We start from the raw sequence: 15,813 nt of genomic DNA, 5'->3' as shown, positions 1-15,813 counted from the left end.
GGCAGCACATGGCACGCGCAGGGAAGACGAGGAACCCCCTGGTCATCGCGGCGACGGCGCTCGCGGTCGTCGCGGCCGGGGCGGCGGGATGGGGCGGCTGGCAGCGCTACGACGCCGCCCATGACGACGCGGCCTCCTACGCGCAGGCGCGGGACGACGCACTGGCGGCGGGGGAGCAGGCGGTGCAGAACATGAACACCCTGGACCACCGCACGCTGGAGAAGGGCCTCGACAGCTGGGAGGAGTCCACCACCGGCGATCTGCACCGCCAACTCGTGGACGGCCGGGACGCGTTCGCGAAGCAGATCGTGGCGGCGAAGACCGTCAGTACGGCGAAGGTCCTCTCCGGAGCGGTGACCGAACTCGACGAACGGGCGGGCCGGGCCGGGGTCATGGTGGCGCTACGGGTCACGGTCGCCGCACCCAAGGGTGACCCGGCGGTGAAGGAGAGCCGGATGCTCGGCACCCTCACCCGGACCTCCGAGGGGTGGAAGCTCAGCGCGCTCGGCCAGGCCCCCGTCGGCTCCACGGCCGGCTGAACCCGCGCCCCGAACCCGCTGCCGACGCCCCGCCCCACCCCGCCCCGCATCCGAGAGGCCCCCCATGTCGACGACCCGCCACCTGGTCAACCGCCGCCGCAGACTGGCCACGTCACCGTCGCGCGCGGCGGTGGCCCCGGTCCCGGATGAGGGTCCCACGGAGGAGGCCACCGCACCACCGGGCCTGCGAAAGCCGGAAGCAGAGCCGGAATCAGAGCCGGAAGCAGAGCCGGAGACAGAGCCGGAAACAGAGCTGGGAACAGAGCCGGAGCAGGGCCGGGAGCCCGCACCTGAGTCGGATGTGACCACACCCCCACGGCGGCGTCTCCGGCCCCGCCTCCCCGCCCTCCTCTGCGCCCTCACCGTCCTCCTCGGAGCCTTCGCCGCCTGGGCGTTCACCTCGGCCGCGAGCCTGCGCGAGGAGCCCGCGCGGCAGAACACCGCGCTCACCGACATCGCCGCGACCAGCGAGGTGAAGGGGCGGATCAGCGAGGCGGTCGGCGCGGTGTTCTCGTACGACTACGCCTCGCCCGCCCGCTCCGACCGCGCCGCGAAGACCCATCTGACCGGCAGGGCCGTGGAGCAGCACCAGGACATGCTCGCGGAGGTCCGGGCCCAGGCGCCGCAGCAGAAGCTCGTCCTCACCACGACCGTCACCGCGAGCGGCGTGGAGTATCTGGACGGCGACCGCGCCCGGCTGCTGATCTTCGCCGACCAGAGCAACACCCGTACCGGCAAGGACGAGGAGACCACCTACGCGGCGGCCATGTTCGCCGTGGACGCCGTCCGTAACGGGGACACCTGGCGGATCGCCGCCATCGACACGTTCACCCGCTGAACCGCCAGGCCCGGACAGCCGGGGAGAGGGGACCAGCTATGAAGTTCCACGGCACGGTACGCCGTCAGTTCACCGGCACGGTCACGGCGGTCGCCGCGATGGCCGCGCTCACCGCGTCCCAGGCGCCCGGCTTCGGGGACGCGGTGGCGGTGTCGCGCGAGGAGCGGGCCGCCGCGGGCGCGGAGGACGTGGTGTGGAGCGAGGTGGAGGGCGACGACGCGTACCACACCGAACTGCCGCCGCTGGAGAGCCCGCGGCCGCCCGCGCCGCTGAAGCCGCCACGGGCCACGGTGGAACCCTCGATTCCGCTGTTGGCCCGCGCCCGGTCCGAGGCCGGTATCCCGGCGACCGTGCTCGCCGCGTACCGGAACGCCGAGCGGTCCCTACGCCGCAGCGACTCCGGCTGCCGGCTGCCGTGGCAACTGCTCGCGGCGATCGGCAAGGTGGAGTCCGGGCAGGCGGCGGGCGGCCGGGTCGACGCGCGGGGGACCACGCTCACCCCGATCCTGGGGCCGGCCCTCGACGGGGTGGGCTTCGCGCTGATCCGGGACACCGACAACGGGGTGCACGACGGCGACCGTACGTACGACCGGGCCGTCGGGCCGATGCAGTTCATCCCGTCCACCTGGGCGAACTGGGCCATGGACGGCAACGGCGACGGCCGCAAGGACCCGGACAACATCTACGACGCCGCCCTCGCCGCCGGGCACTACCTCTGTGCCGGGGGCCGTGACCTGGGCGTCCGCGCCGACCTGGACCGGGCGATCCTCAGCTACAACCGGTCCGACGTCTATCTGCGTACGGTGCTGTCCTGGCTGGAGTTCTACCGCCAGGGCACCCACCCGGTTGCCGACGGCCAGGGGGTCATCCCCGTCAGCCCCGGACCGGGGGGCACCGACCGCGCCAAGGCACCCGTCGGCTCCGGCCCCGCCGAGAAGCCCGGCAAGGGAGGCGGCGGCATCGTCATCGGCCCGCAGCCCCCACGCCCGCCCGGCCCGGGGCCCACACCCGGCCCCTCGAAGCCCGGCTCCCCGAGCCCGAGCCCCTCCGAGCCGGGCACCCCGAGCCCGACCCCGACCGACCCGACCCCGACGCCCGGCCCGACGGATCCCCAGCCCGGCCCGACCGACCCCGGCCCCACACCCACCGACCCGACCCCCACCGACCCGACCCCCACAGATCCCGGTCCCGGTCCCGATCCCACGGACCCAGGTCCCACGGACCCAGGTCCCACGGACCCAGGTCCCACGGACCCAGGTCCCACGGACCCCGATCCCACCGACCCAGGCCCGACCGATCCCACCCCCACCGAAACCCCCACCCCCACCGAAACCCCCGACCCCACCGACCCCGGAACCACCGATCCCACCCCCACCGACCCGTCCACGACCTGAGCCGGCGATGTGTGAAGGCCTCGAAAGAGTGACGTGACCGTCCTGTGTTCTCAAGGGCCCGCACGGTGGACAGGCGCGGGACCGGGTTGATATTTCGGGCGCCCTTCGAGATCTTTGCCCGAGGGAAACAGTTCGTTCCGACCGGAAGGTGGTGCGACTCGCCACAGGCGGGTCCCCCCTCATGGGTTCACCCAAGACAGAGACCGGCACGTCCACGAAGGAGCGGTTCGACCCGGCCGACTGGGGCCGGCCGCCGTACGCCGTGATCCTCGTGGACCGGGCCGGGACGGCCGTACGCACCGAGGGGGAGACGCGTCTGCTCCCGGGCGTGGAGCAGGGCGTTCCGCTGCCGGAGGGCCTCTCCTGGCTGGCCGGGGCCACCGCCCTGGTGGCCGACGACGCCGTCCACCAGGGCGGCTCGCCGCGGCCCGCCGTCGAGGGGGAGTTCGCGGGGCACCGCTTCGAGGCCCACCCGACCCGGCGTGCGGACGGCGAGGTGGTGTGGTGGCTGGTCGACCAGACGGCCCGGTACGCCGCCGAGGAGGCCCTGACCGCCGAGCGCGAGCGCACCACGTTCCTCGCCGAGGCGTCCAACGTCCTGCTGTCCTCGCTGAACTTCGAGCGGTGCATGGACTCCACCGCCCGGCTGGCCGCCGGATTCCTGGCCGACGCGGCCGTCGTGGTGGCCCCGGCGGCGGGCCGCCGGCTGCCCGTGACCCGTGCCGTGAAGGGCCAGGGCGTCACGCAGGAGCTGATCGTGGCCGACCCCTCCGACGTACCGGGTCTCGCCGAGGCGCTGCGGGGCTTCCCGCCCGTCCCGTCCCGGTGGATCGACCCGACGTCCCTGCCCGAGTGGCTGGTGCCCGACGGCTTCGGTACGACGGTCGGCTCGGTCGTCGTCACCCCACTGCCCGGGCACGGTGTTCCGGCCGGGGCGCTGATCCTGCTCCGCGCGGACAGGTGCAAGGGGTTCAGCGAGACCGAGGAGACGTTCCCCCGGCTCTTCGCCGCCCGTGCCGGAGCCGCCCTCTCCGCGGCCCGCCTGTACGCGGAACAGCACAGCATCACCCGGACCCTGATGCGCGATCTGCTGCCGCCCCGTCTCCACCGGGTGCACGGGGTGGAGTTCGCCGGCGGTTACCGCCCCTCCAGCTCCCACGAGCGGGTCGGCGGCGACTTCTACGACGTCCACGCCGGGCCCACGCCACGTGACCCGTCCCTCGTGGTGCTCGGGGACGTCTGCGGCAAGGGGCTGGACGCGGCGGTCCTCACCGGCAAGATCCGCAACACCCTCCAGGCGCTGATGCCGATGGCCGACGACCACGAGCGGGTGCTGCAACTCCTCAACGGGGCCCTGCTGAACGCGGACAACACCCGGTTCGCGACCCTGGTCCTGGCGTCCGTCCTGCGCACCGAGAACCAGGTGCACCTGAGGCTCACCTCGGCCGGCCACCCCGCGCCCATCGTGGTGCGCGACGACGGCCGGGTCGAGGAGGTCCCCACCCGCGGCAGTCTGGTCGGGGCCCTGGACCAGGTGTCGGCCCGCACCGTCGAGACCTCCCTGCTCCCCGGCGACACCTGCCTGCTCTACACCGACGGGATCACCGAGGCGCGCGGCGGCCCGCTCGGCGGTGAACTCTTCGGCGAGGAGCGGCTGAAGCGGGCCCTGGCCGAGTGCGGCGGCATGCCCGGCGACGCGGTGGTGGAGCACATCCGGATGCTCACCGCGCAGTGGCTGGGCGACGGCGGCCACGACGATCTGGCGGTCGTCGCCATCACCGCACCGCGCACCACCCATCTGAGTGCGGTGGACGGGCACACACGGGGCAGGTACACCGCATGACCACCACTGTCGAAGCTCCCGGTCTCGACATACTGCGCAGCGATCTGTGGACCGCGGTGACCGGCCGGGAGGAGTACCGGGCCGCGGACATCGTGCTCCGGGCCCTGGACGCCGGGACACCCGCCGAATCGGTCCTGCTGGACGTGATCGCCCCCGTCCAGGCCCGGGTCGGCCACGCCTGGCAGGCCGACCGGCTGACCGTCGCCCAGGAGCACGCCGCGACCGCGATCGCCGAACGGGTGATCGCCGCGCTCGCCCACCACCCCGCGCACCGGCCCGCCCCCTACGGCGGCCGGATCACCGTCGCCTGCGTGGACCAGGAGTGGCACGCCCTGCCGGCCCGGCTGCTCGCCGAGGTCCTCACCCTGCGGGGCTGGCGGGTCGACTTCCTCGGCGCGCAGGTGCCCACCCCGCACCTGGTGACCCACCTGCACAACACCGGGGCGGACGCGGTGGCCCTCTCCTCGTCCATCGCCACCCGGCTGCCCACGGCCCACACCGCGATCACCGCGTGCCAGGCCGTGGGCGTGCCCGTGCTGGCGGGCGGTGCCGCGTTCGGCCCGGACGGCCGGTACGCCCGGCTGCTCGGCGCCGACGCCTGGGCCCCCGACGCGCGCGCCGCGGCCCGGCGGCTGGCCGACGGCATACCGCCCCCCGACCTCGCGGTGGGCCGGCCGATCGAGGAGGGCCTGGCGCACCTCACCGACCAGGAGTACACCCTCGTCGTACGGGCCAGGGCCCGGCTCGTCCGGGTGGTGCTGGCGGACCTGGAGCGGAACTACCCGGCGATGGCCGGCTACTCCGCCCCGCAGCGTGAGCGCACGGCCGAGGACATCGCCCACATCGTGGAGTTCCTCGGCGTCGCCCTCTACACCGACAGCGACGACCTCTTCACCGACTTCATCCGGTGGACCGCCGCCGTCCTGACCGCCCGCGACGTCCCCGCCGCCTCCCTGCGCCCCGCGCTGGACGCCCTGGGCACCGAGCTCAAGGACTTCCCGCGGGCCAGCCGCATGCTCGACCGAGCCCGCCTCCACCTCGACGAGGCCGTGCCCATCACCGACCAGCCACCCGGAGCCTCCGCATGACCGCCCTGCCCACTCCCCTCCTCACCGTCACCGCCGAGGAGGGCCGGGGCTGGGTCCGGCTGCGCCTCACCGGTGACCTGGACTTCGACACCAGCCACGAGCTGGTGGTGCGGGCGGGGGACTGGCTGGCCGTCCGGCCCGACCTGCGCGACCTCCGCCTGAGCTGCGCGGAGCTGGAGCTGTGCGACTCCATGGGTGTCTCCGCCCTGCTCCAGATCCACCGCGACGCGGCGGCCCAGGGCGTGATCCTGCACGTGGAGGACGCACCGCCCTTCCTGGACCGGATCATGCGGATCACCGGGATCGACCACCTCTTCGCCCGCCAGGAGGCCCGCCGGCCCGCCCGGGGCGCCGGTGAGGCGGCACCGCCCCCCGACCAGCGCCCGTCGCCCTGACTCCCCGAGCCGTCACGTCACCGGCCGGCGCGGCGGCTCAGAACAGCGACACCACGGCGACGATGCGCTTGCCGCCCTCGTGCGAGGTCACGGAGACCTGCCGGGTGAGCCGGTGCACCAGCGACCAGCCGTAACCGCCCTCGCCGACCGACCCGGGCGGCGGGTCCTGGAGCACCGGATGCCGGGGGTCCGCGTCGTCGACGACGAGGCGGAGCCCGGCGTCGGTGATCCGGGCCGAGAAGCCGGTGAGGCCCCCGCCGTGCCGCAGTGCGTTGGTCACGATCTCCGAGGTGACCAGCAGGGCGTCCGCCACGACCACGTTCGAGAGGATCTCGTCCGACAGCTCGTCGAACTCCGCCGCCAGCAGCCGGGTCACGACATCGCGCGCCTCGCCCGCGGTCCGCGGCATGTCCGCGGACGCGCCGCCCGCGTGACGTACGGGAGGGGTGCTGTACACGCCGGTACCTCCTTCCGTGCCGTCGATCTCTTCCATTCCGGTAGAAGCCACCGCATTCCCCCTCTCGCCACCTCCACACCTGGCGCACCCCGATGGCCCGCCCGGCCGTCCCGTCGTCAGGTCTGCTCCGGGTGGTCGCCGGGGCCGTGGGGCCGGGTGGCCAGCGGGGTGGGGGACAGGTCCGTCCGTTCCTCACCCGGCTCCAGCAGCGTGTCCGCCGGGCCGATGATCAGCGGGTCGGGAGTGCCGACGGCCTTGTCGTCCTTGCTGTCGTAGTCGAACCGCCACAGCAGACTGCGCATCGCCTCCAGCCGGCCGCGCTTCTTGTCGTTGCTCTTCACCACGGTCCACGGGGCGTGTTCGGTGTCGGTGGCCCGGAACATGTCGACCTTCGCCGCGGTGTACTCGTCCCAGAGGTCGAGCGAGGCAAGGTCGGTCGGCGACAGCTTCCACTGGCGTACCGGGTCGACCTGCCGGATCGCGAACCGGGTGCGCTGCTCGTTGCGGGAGACCGAGAACCAGAACTTCACCAGCAGCACGCCGTCGTCGACGAGCATCTCCTCGAACTGCGGTGCCTGCTTCAGGAAATGGTCGTACTGCTCCGGCGTACAGAACTCCATCACCCGCTCCACCCCGGCCCGGTTGTACCAGGAGCGGTCGAAGAAGACGATCTCGCCGGCGGTCGGCAGGTGGGACACGTACCGCTGGAAGTACCACTGCCCGCTCTCGCGCTCGGTCGGCTTCTCCAGGGCCACCACACGTGCCCCACGCGGATTGAGACGCTCCGTGAACCGCTGGATCGTCCCCCCCTTGCCCGCCGCGTCGCGGCCCTCGCACAGGACCACCAGCCGCTGCCCGCTCTCCCGGACCCAGCGCTGGAGCTTCAGCAGCTCGATCTGGAGGATGCGCTTCTCCTTCTCGTACTCCCTGCGCCGCATCCGCCGGTCGTACGGGTAGTTCTCCCGCCAGGTATCCAGCGGGCGGCCGTGCTCGTCCAGCAGCACCGGCTGTTCGGGCCGCCGTCCGTCGACGGTCAGCCCTTTCAGCAGCTCCGCCGGGTCGCTCTTAGCGCCATCGGCCATCTTCGTTCCCCGTTCTCATCGGTACGCCCCCGCCCGCAGCCTGATTCCCCCGTCGCCGCCGCTCATGTACGCGCGGGCGGTCCCACCCGTTCAGCCGCCCGCGAACACCTGTGCCAGGTCGTAGGAGACGACCTCCTCCAGTTGCGCGTAGGTGCAGCCGTCCGGGGTCCGGTCCGGGCGCCACCGCCGGAACTGCGTCGTGTGGCGGAACCGGTCGCCCTCCATGTGGTCGTACGCCACCTCGCAGACCCGCTCCGGCCGCAGCGGCACCCACGACTGGTCCTTCTTCCCCGACCAGCGGTTCTGCGTCCCCGGCAGCCGGGACGCCTCGTGCGCCGCCGCCTGCGCCCACGCCCCCCACGGGTGGTCGGCGAACGCACACCGCAGCGGTGCCAGCTCCTCCGCCAGTTCGGCGCGCCGCTTCATCGGGAAGGCCGCGCAGACGCCGACGTGCTGGAGCACGCCATCGGAGTCGTACAGGCCGAGCAGGAGCGAGCCGACGACGGGGCCGCTCTTGTGCTCGCGGTACCCCGCCACCACGACGTCGGCGGTCCGCTCGTGCTTGATCTTGTACATCGCCCGGGTGTCGGGCCGGTACGGCAGATCCAGCGGCTTGGCCACGATCCCGTCGAGCCCCGCCCCCTCGTACCGGTCGAACCACTCCCGGGCCAGCTCGATGTCCGTGGTGGACGGAGCGAGGAGTACGGGCCCGGAGGCGCCGGAGAGGGCCGCCGCCAGGACGGCCCGCCGGTCCGCCTGCGGGGTGCTCAGGAGCGAGGTGTCGTCGACCGCGAGGATGTCGAAGGCGATCAGGCTCGCCGGCGTCCGCTCGGCCAGCATCCGCACCCGGGAGTCCGCCGGATGGATGCGCTCGCTGAGCCGGTCGAAGTCGAGCCGCCCCCCGTGCGCGATGACGAGCTCCCCGTCGATGACGCAGCGCGGTGGCAGGTTCTCCCGTACGGCGTCGGCCATCTCGGGGAAGTATCGGGTCAGCGACTTGCCCGTACGGCTGCCGATCTCCACCTCGTCGCCGTCCCGGTAGACGATCGCCCGGAAGCCGTCCCACTTCGCCTCGTAGCTCATGCCCGGCGGGATCTTGGACACCGACTTGGCGAGCATCGGCTTCACGGGCGGCATCACCGGCAGGTCCATGGACCGATTCTGGACCGGCCCCCTGACCGTGTCTCCCGATATGCGGCATATGTGCGACCGGCCTACCGTGACCGTCATGGGAGCTGCGGTGGAGCTGGACGCGGGCGGACGAGCGGTGAGGCTGTCCAACCCGGACAAGGTGTACTTCCCGGCGAAGGGCTACACCAAGAGGGACGTGGCCGAGTACTTCCTGGCCGTGGGCCCCGGGATCACCCGTGCCCTCAACCACCGGCCGACCACGCTCCAGCGCTTCGTGGACGGGGTGGAGGGCGACTTCTTCTACCAGAAGCGCGCCCCGAAGAACCTTCCCGAGTGGATCCCCACCGCCCGCATCGCCTTCCCCAGCGGCCGTCCCGCCGACGAGCTCTGCCCCACCGAGCTCGCCGCCGTGATCTGGGCCGCCAACCTCGGCACCCTCACCTTCCACCCCTGGCCGGTCCGGGCCGGGGACACCGACCACCCGGACGAACTCCGCATCGACCTGGACCCTCAGCCCGGCACCGACTACGCCGACGCGGTCACCGCCGCCCACGAGCTGCGCTCCGTCCTGGAGGACCACGGCGTACGCGGCTGGCCCAAGACCTCCGGCGGGCGCGGGATGCACGTCTTCGTCCCCATCGAGCCCGCCTGGACGTTCACCGAGGTCCGGCGGGCCGCCATCGCCGCCGGGCGCGAGCTGGAGCGGCGGATGCCGGAGCGGGTGACCACGGCCTGGTGGAAGGAGGAGCGCGGCGAGCGCATCTTCGTCGACTTCAACCAGACCGCCCGTGACCGCACGATCGCCTCCGCCTACTCCGTACGCCCCTTCCCGCACGCCCCGGTCTCGGCGCCCCTGCGCTGGGCGGAGATCGACGACGCCGAACCGCGCGACTTCGACATCGTCACGCTCCCGGTGCGGTACGCCGAGGTCGGCGACGTCCACGCGGACATGGACCAGGAGGCGTTCTCGCTGGACGGGCTGCTGGAGCTGGCCGACCGGGACGCGAAGGAGCGCGGGCTCGGCGACATGCCGTACCCGCCGGAGTACCCGAAGATGCCCGGCGAACCGAAGCGGGTGCAGCCCAGCCGCGCCCGGCACGACGACGACGGTGACCCGGCGTGAGGGGAAGCAGCGAGAGGCACGGCGCCCACGGCCGGCCGCTGACGTTGCGCGAGCGGTGGGAGGCGTACAAGAACAGCCCGTTCCTCCCCGCGACCGTCCTGGTGCTCATCGTCGCCGCCGCGGCCGGTCTCTTCGCCGGCTCCTACACCTACGCGATGGCCAACCCCACCCCGCATCGCATCCCGGCGGCCCTGGTCACCCAGCCGGAGGTGGAGCGCGGGGAGGCGTTCGTCGCCGGGATGGAGAAGGCGCTGGACGCCTCACTCGAACTGCGCGAGTATCCGGACGTCGCCGACGCCCGCCGCGCCCTGGACGAGCAGAAGGTCTTCGCGATCGTGCGCGCCGCCGACAACGGGGTGGCGCTGGATGTGGCCGGTGCGTCGGGGGCGTCGGTGGCCGAGTTGCTCGGCAAGGCGGGGATCGAGGTCGGCGACGCCACCGGGGTCGAGGTCACCGTCCGGGACGTCAAGCCGCTCCAGCGAGGCGACCCGCGCGGACTCGCGCTGTTCTACATCTCGCTGGCCGCCGTCATCATGGGCTTCCTCGGCGCGATCCAGCTCAGCGTCCACGCTCACGGCCTCAACCCGGCGGAACGCATCGCGTTCACCGCCGCGTACGCCCTCCTCGGCGGGTTCGCCATCGCGGCGGCCGTCGACTGGTGGCTCGGGGCGGTGAACCTGCCGTTCGTCCAGTCGTGGCTGATCCTGGCGTTCACGATGTTCACGTCCGGCATGGTCTTCACCATGTTCAACACCCTGATGGGCCGCTGGGCGATGATCCCGACCTGGGGGGTGATGGTGCTGCTCGGCAACCCGTCCTCCGGCGGGGCCGTCTCCTGGCCGCTGCTGCCCTCCGCCCTCGGCCACATCGGCCGCTGGCTGCCGCCGGGCGCCTCCGTCAACGCCCAGCACACCGCCGTCTACTACCAGGGCCACCAGTTCCTCTTCCCGTACCTGGTCCTGGCCGCCTGGGCGCTGGTCTCCTGCACGGTCTTCTGGGTGTGGCGCCACCGGCACCCAGGAGGCCGCGCCCGCACGCCTGAGCATGCGGCCACGGCCTCCTGATTCCCTACCTACGGCTTACGGCTTCCCGTACGGCTTACAGCTCCTTGATCCGGATGTCGCGGTACGAGATGACGTCCGTGACCCCGTGGACCTGGAGCCCGATGTGACCGGAGGCGAACCGCCGGCCGTCGGTGCCCGGGTCGTCGCCGCGCGGCGGCTCGAAGAGCTGGCCGCCGGTGTTGTCGAACTCGTTGATCAGGACACCGTTGCGGTAGATCTCGTAGTGCTGGCCGACCACCTTGATCTCGTAGTCGTTCCAGGTGCCCTTGGGCGTGACCCCGGCGCCGCCGAGGCCTACGCGGTCGAATCCGTAGACGGACCCGGTCTTGTACATGTCGCCGTCCGGCCGGTCGTTGACCTGGATCTCATGGCCGTACTTGATGGCGACCCACTCCGGACGCGACTCCTCCGGGTGGTCGTGGACCTTCGGGAAGCGGACGAAGACCCCGCCGTTGGCGTTGCCCGAGCCCGGGGCGTCGTCGCGCCACTGGAGCTTCAGCGAGAAGTCCCCGTACGCACGGGTCGGGAACCAGAGCATCCCCATGCCGCCCACCGTGGTGGAGCTGGTGATCGAGCCCTCCTCCTCGTTCAGCCCGAACTGGCCGCCGCCCACGTGGCTCCACTTGGCGAGGGAGGCCGCCGTGCCGTCGAAGAGCTTGGTGTACCCCTCGGACTGGCCCGGCTTGCCGATGCCCGACTGCTTGGCGGCCTGGTTGATCGCCTTGCGCTCGCGCTGGTCGATGACGCCGTCGGTCCTCAGCTTGTCCAGGACCGTCGTCACGTGCTTGAGGAACAGGGCGTGGGAGGACCAGTCCTTCTCGTCCTCGATCAGCTCGTTGATCGTGCAGCGGTTACGGGTGATCCGGTTCGGGACGCCCGTGTCGACCGTGCCGACGAAGACGGTGTGCCGCTCGTCGAACTCCGCGCAGTTCGGCGCCGGGACCCCGCCGCCCTGGGCGATGGTGAACGACACCTTCTTCGCCTCGGAGGTGTTGCCCGCCTTGTCCGTGGCCCGGTGGGCGACGGTGTGGTGGCCGACCCGGTCGACGATCACGGGGGTGGTGTACGCGAGGTAGGGGCCGCCGTCGAGCGAGTACTCGACCTTGTCCACGCCCGAGTCGTCGTCGGTCGCGGTGACGGTGGCCTTGGCGCCGGTGATGAACGCGCCGTCGGAGTTCTTGTTCCCCTCCAGCTTCACCGAGGTCTCCGGCGCCGTCTTGTCCTGCGACGGCGGCTCGATGACGGTGAACGCGACGGTCTTCTCGGCCGCGACGTTCCCCGACCGGTCGGTGGCCCGGTAGCGGACGGTGTGCTCGCCCACCTCGTGGACCATCACCGGTGCGGTGTACGGCTTCCACTCGCCGGCCGCGCCGAGCGCGTACTCGATGGTGTTGACGCCGGACCCGGTGTCGGACGCGGTCACGGTGACCGTGGCCATGCCGAGGTACGCGCCCGCGTCGTCCTTCTCGCCCGAGACGGTCGCCGAGGTCTCCGGCGGGGTCTCGTCGTCCGTCGGCGGTGCGGCGACCGCGAAGTCGACGGATTTCTCGGCCGCGACGTTCCCCGCCTTGTCGGTGGCCCGGTAGCGGACCGTGTGGTCGCCGACCTCGTTCACCACGACGGGCGCGGTGTACGGCTTCCACTCGCCGGCCGCGCCGAGCGCGTACTCCACGGTGTCCACGCCGGAACCCTCGTCGGTCGCCGCGACGGTGACGGTGGCCTGGCCGATGTACGCGCCGTCGGCGTTCTGGTCGCCGTCGACCTTCGCCGAGGTCGTGGGCGCGTCGGTGTCCTCGCCGCTGCCCTCGGTGACAGTCAGGATGCCCTGCATCTGGCCGTGACCGGGGATCGTGCAGTGGTAGAAGTACCGGCCGGGCGACAGCGTGACCTCCACGCTGTGCTTGCCGCCCTCGGAGTCACCCGGGTTGGCCAGGATGTTCAGCTGGACGTCGTTGTTGAACTCCGGGTCCGACACGCTGAACGTCAGCGTGTGCGGCATGCTCGTCGTGTTGCCGGTGGCCGTGCTGTTCTCGAAGACGATGGTCGCCTTGCCGGCCACCGCCGTCTGCGGAGCGGTGAGATAGCGGTCGATCGGGTCGCCCGCGGTCCAGGTCAGCACCTGGTCGGCGGCCTTGGCGGCGGGAGCGTCGTCGCCCTTGCCGTACGCGGCCGTCGAGGTCAGCCCGAGGACCATCAGCAGGGAGGCCATCAGGGCCACCCAGAAGCTGGGCGGCCGATGCCGCCGCCGGGCGAGGTACAGGGGTTGTCTCACTGCGCTGCCGCCTTTCCAACCAGGTCCTTGGCGGCCGGAGTCGCCGCGCCGCCCTTGTAGGTCACGCGCCACAGCGCGGACTTGGAGTCCGAGGTGAAGAAGCCGCGCCCGTAGTCCAGGACGTAGAGCGAGCCGTCCGGGGCGAACTTCCAGTCCATGAGGTTGCGGATACCGTCCGCGCCGACCGGGATGATCTTCTTCAACGACTCGGCGTGCGTGGGCAGTCCGCCCTTCCCGACCGTCTTCGGGTCGGTGATCACCGCGTGGCGCGGCTGGGTGTCGTCGTAGAAGTCACCGACGAACCACTTGCCGTCCCAGTACGCCGGCCACTTGGCCGCCGAACCGCTCTGCGCGTCGTAGCGGTAGACCGGGCCGTTCATGGTCGCCTGGCCGCCGCCCTTGAGCCAGGGCAGCAGCTCCTTCTGCTCCTCGGCCTTGTAGCTCGGCACACCGTTGGCGTCGCGCGGGTAGTCGACCCCGCCGCCCTGCGGTGAGTACCAGATGGTGTTCGGGGTCACCGGCGGCAGCTTGACCAGGCCGTCGTTGTTCGGCGACTCGTTCTTGGGGGCCTTGCAGTCGTACCAGCCCAGCGGCTTGCTCGGGTCGGGCAGATTGCGGTCCCGGTAGGGCTGGTTGTTGCCCATGCAGTACGGCCAGCCGTGGTTGCCCGCCTTGGTGATCGCGGCGAACGTGTCGTACTTCGCCGGGCCCCAGGTGGTGGAGGCCGAGCCCGCGTCGGGGCCGACCCAGCCGGCGTACAGCGTGTCGGTGGCGGGGTCGACGGAGATCCGGGCCGGGTTGCGTACGCCCATCACATAGATCTCGCCCCGGGTCTTCCCGCCGCCCTCGTCCGGCTCCTTGCCGGTGAAGAGGTTGCCGGACGGGAGGGTGTAGGTGCCGTCGTCCTCGGGGTGGATCCGCAGGATCTTGCCGTTGAGGTTGTTGGTGTTGCCGGAGGTGCGGCGGGCGTCGGCGAAGGAGACGCCCTTGTAGTTCGGCTCCGGGTTGTTGCCGGAGTAACCGCTGCTGAAACCGGAGGAGTTGTTGTCACCGGTCGCGATGTACAGGTTGTCCTTCGAGTCCCATGCCAGGCCACCGCCCGCGTGGCAGCAGCTGTGGATCTGCACCGGCCAGCCGAGCAGCACCTTCTCCGAGGCCAGGTCCAGCTTGTTCGCCGCCGAGTCGAAGGTGAAGCGGGAGACCTGACGGGTCGCCATGCGCTTGTCGCGGTCGATCTTCGCGTGCGGGGTGTAGTGGAGGTAGACCCAGCCATTGGAGGCGAAGTCCGGGTCCAGCTCGATGCCGAGCAGCCCCTCCTCCACCTTCACCAGCTCGTCGCCGCCGCCCTTGTTCCCGAAGACGTCCAGCGCACCGGCGAGGGTGACCTTCTTGGTCTTCGGGTCGTAGACGTGGATCTCGCCCTTGCCCTTGCCGATGTTCGGGTTGTTCCAGTCGGTGACGACCGGGACACCGCTCGCGGCGCCGCCGCGCCCGATGTAGAAGACCTTGCCGTCCGGAGCGGTGACGAGCCCGTGCGGCTCACCGATCTGGTCGTTCTGGCCCGGCTGGTTGGGCTGGGTGAGGCGCTCGGCCGTGTAGTTGGAGGTGATGGTCGCCTTGCAGTCGGCCTGCGAGGTCCGGTTCGTCCAGGCGAGGGCGCCGCGCAGATGGTCGCGGAAGTCGGTCTCGGCGAAGCTGTCCGCCGTACCGCCCATCGCCGTGTAGAAGGACCGGCCACCGTCGTAGTCGCGGCACCAGGAGACCGGGTGGTCCCAGCCGTTGGCGCCCGTACCCGGCTTGTACGTCAACTCCCGTACGCGGGCCACGGTGTGGACCTCACCGGACGGGTTCTTCGCCCAGTTCAGCCACTTGTCGGGGCGCTTCCACTCCAGCGGCAGGCTCTTGGTCGCCGGGTGGACCCGGTCACCGATCTCGACGGTGGCCCGCTGTACGGCAGTCGGGCTGCCGGCCGCCGGGCGGGCGCCCACCAGGCCGGTGAACCAGTCCGAGTACGGCTCGGTGCGCGCCGCGTCGTGGATGCCGAGGAAGCCGCCGCCCGCCTCCATGTACGCCTCCAGGCCCGCCTCCTGCTCCGGGTCCAGGACGTCGCCGCCGCCGGTCAGGAAGACCACCGCGTGGAAGGAGCCGAGCCGCTTGCCGTTGGTGAAGACCTTCGGGTCGGCGGTGGCCACGGTCGTGAACCGCCCGGCCTCCGGGCCGCTCTGCCCGATCTTCTCGATCGCCGCGATCCCGGCGTCCGTGTACGGCGCCTCGTCGGCCGCCGACGTGTGGAAGACCAGCACCTTCACCTGGTTCTTGGCACCCGGCGGGGACGGCAGGGACAACGTTGTCGCCATCTTCTCGACCAGGTCCCGGTCAGGCGACGTACCCGCGTTGGCCGGACCGCTCGCGCTCAGCAAGGACACGGTCAGTGCGCCGGCCGCCACGGCCGCCGCGAGGCCGCGTCGGTGTCGTGATCTGGACCGGTGATGCGATGCGCCGTGCATGTGGGTCACCCAACCCTTCTGTGGTCACTGGAGCGTTGACTGCGACAGCGCACGAAGCTAGACCTCTTTTCGTGGCTCGC

At 71.8% G+C, this 15,813-nt stretch carries 13 protein-coding genes; 8 read left to right on the top strand and 5 right to left on the bottom strand.

Going from position 1 to position 15,813, the window contains the following annotated elements; all coding sequences use genetic code 11:
• The first annotated feature begins 8 nt into the window (after positions 1-8).
• The 6 genes from ACFWRT_RS31400 to ACFWRT_RS31375 all read left to right on the top strand — a co-directional run bounded on the left by ACFWRT_RS31400 (position 9) and on the right by ACFWRT_RS31375 (position 6,097).
• Positions 9-539, top strand: coding sequence for a hypothetical protein (locus ACFWRT_RS31400; RefSeq protein ID WP_380954672.1), 531 nt, complete (start codon positions 9-11; stop codon positions 537-539).
• A gap of 64 nt (positions 540-603) precedes the next feature.
• A complete protein-coding gene (locus tag ACFWRT_RS31395; RefSeq protein WP_380954673.1) occupies positions 604-1,377 on the top strand; it encodes a hypothetical protein in 774 nt (257 codons plus the stop codon).
• 38 nt (positions 1,378-1,415) lie between these two features.
• The gene (locus tag ACFWRT_RS31390; RefSeq protein ID WP_380954674.1) at positions 1,416-2,771 is read left to right on the top strand and encodes a lytic transglycosylase domain-containing protein; all 1,356 of its coding nucleotides are present in this window, start codon (positions 1,416-1,418) and stop codon (positions 2,769-2,771) included.
• Positions 2,772-2,952: 181 nt separating this feature from the next.
• Positions 2,953-4,614 carry a PP2C family protein-serine/threonine phosphatase gene (locus ACFWRT_RS31385; RefSeq protein WP_380954675.1) on the top strand — a complete coding sequence of 554 codons (1,662 nt, stop codon included), beginning with the start codon at positions 2,953-2,955 and terminating at the stop codon, positions 4,612-4,614.
• Complete coding sequence (locus ACFWRT_RS31380; RefSeq protein ID WP_380954677.1) at positions 4,611-5,702, top strand: cobalamin B12-binding domain-containing protein; 1,092 nt, start codon at positions 4,611-4,613, stop codon at positions 5,700-5,702. Before ACFWRT_RS31385 ends, ACFWRT_RS31380 begins: the two co-directional genes overlap by 4 nt.
• Positions 5,699-6,097 carry an STAS domain-containing protein gene (locus ACFWRT_RS31375; protein WP_380954678.1) on the top strand — a complete coding sequence of 133 codons (399 nt, stop codon included), beginning with the start codon at positions 5,699-5,701 and terminating at the stop codon, positions 6,095-6,097. The genes ACFWRT_RS31380 and ACFWRT_RS31375 overlap by 4 nt, the downstream gene beginning before the upstream one ends.
• Before the next feature lie 37 nt (positions 6,098-6,134).
• Here ACFWRT_RS31375 and ACFWRT_RS31370 read toward each other — a convergent pair whose 3' ends face one another.
• The 3 genes from ACFWRT_RS31370 to ACFWRT_RS31360 form a co-directional block, all read right to left on the bottom strand.
• On the bottom strand, positions 6,135-6,554 hold the full coding sequence (locus ACFWRT_RS31370) for an ATP-binding protein (RefSeq protein WP_380954679.1): 420 nt from the start codon (positions 6,552-6,554) through the stop codon (positions 6,135-6,137).
• A 116-nt stretch (positions 6,555-6,670) separates the two neighbouring features.
• On the bottom strand, positions 6,671-7,636 hold the full coding sequence (gene ppk2 / locus ACFWRT_RS31365; RefSeq protein WP_380954680.1) for a polyphosphate kinase 2: 966 nt from the start codon (positions 7,634-7,636) through the stop codon (positions 6,671-6,673).
• A gap of 90 nt (positions 7,637-7,726) precedes the next feature.
• Positions 7,727-8,788, bottom strand: a complete 1,062-nt coding sequence (locus tag ACFWRT_RS31360; protein ID WP_380954681.1) for an ATP-dependent DNA ligase — start codon at positions 8,786-8,788, stop codon at positions 7,727-7,729.
• Between the two features lie 76 nt (positions 8,789-8,864).
• Between ACFWRT_RS31360 and ligD the strand changes: the two genes are divergently transcribed.
• A complete protein-coding gene (gene ligD / locus ACFWRT_RS31355) occupies positions 8,865-9,890 on the top strand; it encodes a non-homologous end-joining DNA ligase (protein ID WP_380954682.1) in 1,026 nt (341 codons plus the stop codon).
• A complete protein-coding gene (locus tag ACFWRT_RS31350; RefSeq protein WP_380954683.1) occupies positions 9,887-10,954 on the top strand; it encodes an ABC-2 transporter permease in 1,068 nt (355 codons plus the stop codon). The genes ligD and ACFWRT_RS31350 overlap by 4 nt, the downstream gene beginning before the upstream one ends.
• Positions 10,955-10,988: 34 nt before the next feature.
• On the opposite strand, the gene ACFWRT_RS31345 is transcribed toward ACFWRT_RS31350, so the two are convergent.
• Positions 10,989-13,226, bottom strand: coding sequence for an OmpL47-type beta-barrel domain-containing protein (locus ACFWRT_RS31345; RefSeq protein WP_380954684.1), 2,238 nt, complete (start codon positions 13,224-13,226; stop codon positions 10,989-10,991).
• Positions 13,223-15,733 (bottom strand): ThuA domain-containing protein, encoded by a 2,511-nt coding sequence (locus ACFWRT_RS31340; protein ID WP_380954701.1) that lies wholly within the window; start codon positions 15,731-15,733, stop codon positions 13,223-13,225. The genes ACFWRT_RS31345 and ACFWRT_RS31340 overlap by 4 nt, the downstream gene beginning before the upstream one ends.
• Between the last annotated feature and the right edge of the window lie 80 nt (positions 15,734-15,813).

It is taken from the genome of Streptomyces cyaneofuscatus, assembly GCF_042718795.1.
Classification (GTDB): Bacteria; Actinomycetota; Actinomycetes; order Streptomycetales; family Streptomycetaceae; genus Streptomyces; species Streptomyces cyaneofuscatus_A.
This window is presented reverse-complemented; position numbering and strand designations above follow the sequence as displayed.

Bases quoted from the DNA above. Each gene is read 5' to 3' on its own strand.
- ACFWRT_RS31385 (WP_380954675.1), top strand. From the start codon at position 2,953: ATGGGTTCACCCAAGACAGAGACCGGCACGTCCACGAAGGAGCGGTTC.
- ppk2 (WP_380954680.1), bottom strand. From the start codon at position 7,636: ATGGCCGATGGCGCTAAGAGCGACCCGGCGGAGCTGCTGAAAGGGCTG.
- ACFWRT_RS31375 (WP_380954678.1), top strand. From the start codon at position 5,699: ATGACCGCCCTGCCCACTCCCCTCCTCACCGTCACCGCCGAGGAGGGC.
- ACFWRT_RS31400 (WP_380954672.1), top strand. From the start codon at position 9: ATGGCACGCGCAGGGAAGACGAGGAACCCCCTGGTCATCGCGGCGACG.
- ACFWRT_RS31340 (WP_380954701.1), bottom strand. From the start codon at position 15,733: ATGCACGGCGCATCGCATCACCGGTCCAGATCACGACACCGACGCGGC.
- ligD (WP_380954682.1), top strand. From the start codon at position 8,865: ATGGGAGCTGCGGTGGAGCTGGACGCGGGCGGACGAGCGGTGAGGCTG.
- ACFWRT_RS31360 (WP_380954681.1), bottom strand. From the start codon at position 8,788: ATGGACCTGCCGGTGATGCCGCCCGTGAAGCCGATGCTCGCCAAGTCG.
- ACFWRT_RS31380 (WP_380954677.1), top strand. From the start codon at position 4,611: ATGACCACCACTGTCGAAGCTCCCGGTCTCGACATACTGCGCAGCGAT.
- ACFWRT_RS31395 (WP_380954673.1), top strand. From the start codon at position 604: ATGTCGACGACCCGCCACCTGGTCAACCGCCGCCGCAGACTGGCCACG.
- ACFWRT_RS31390 (WP_380954674.1), top strand. From the start codon at position 1,416: ATGAAGTTCCACGGCACGGTACGCCGTCAGTTCACCGGCACGGTCACG.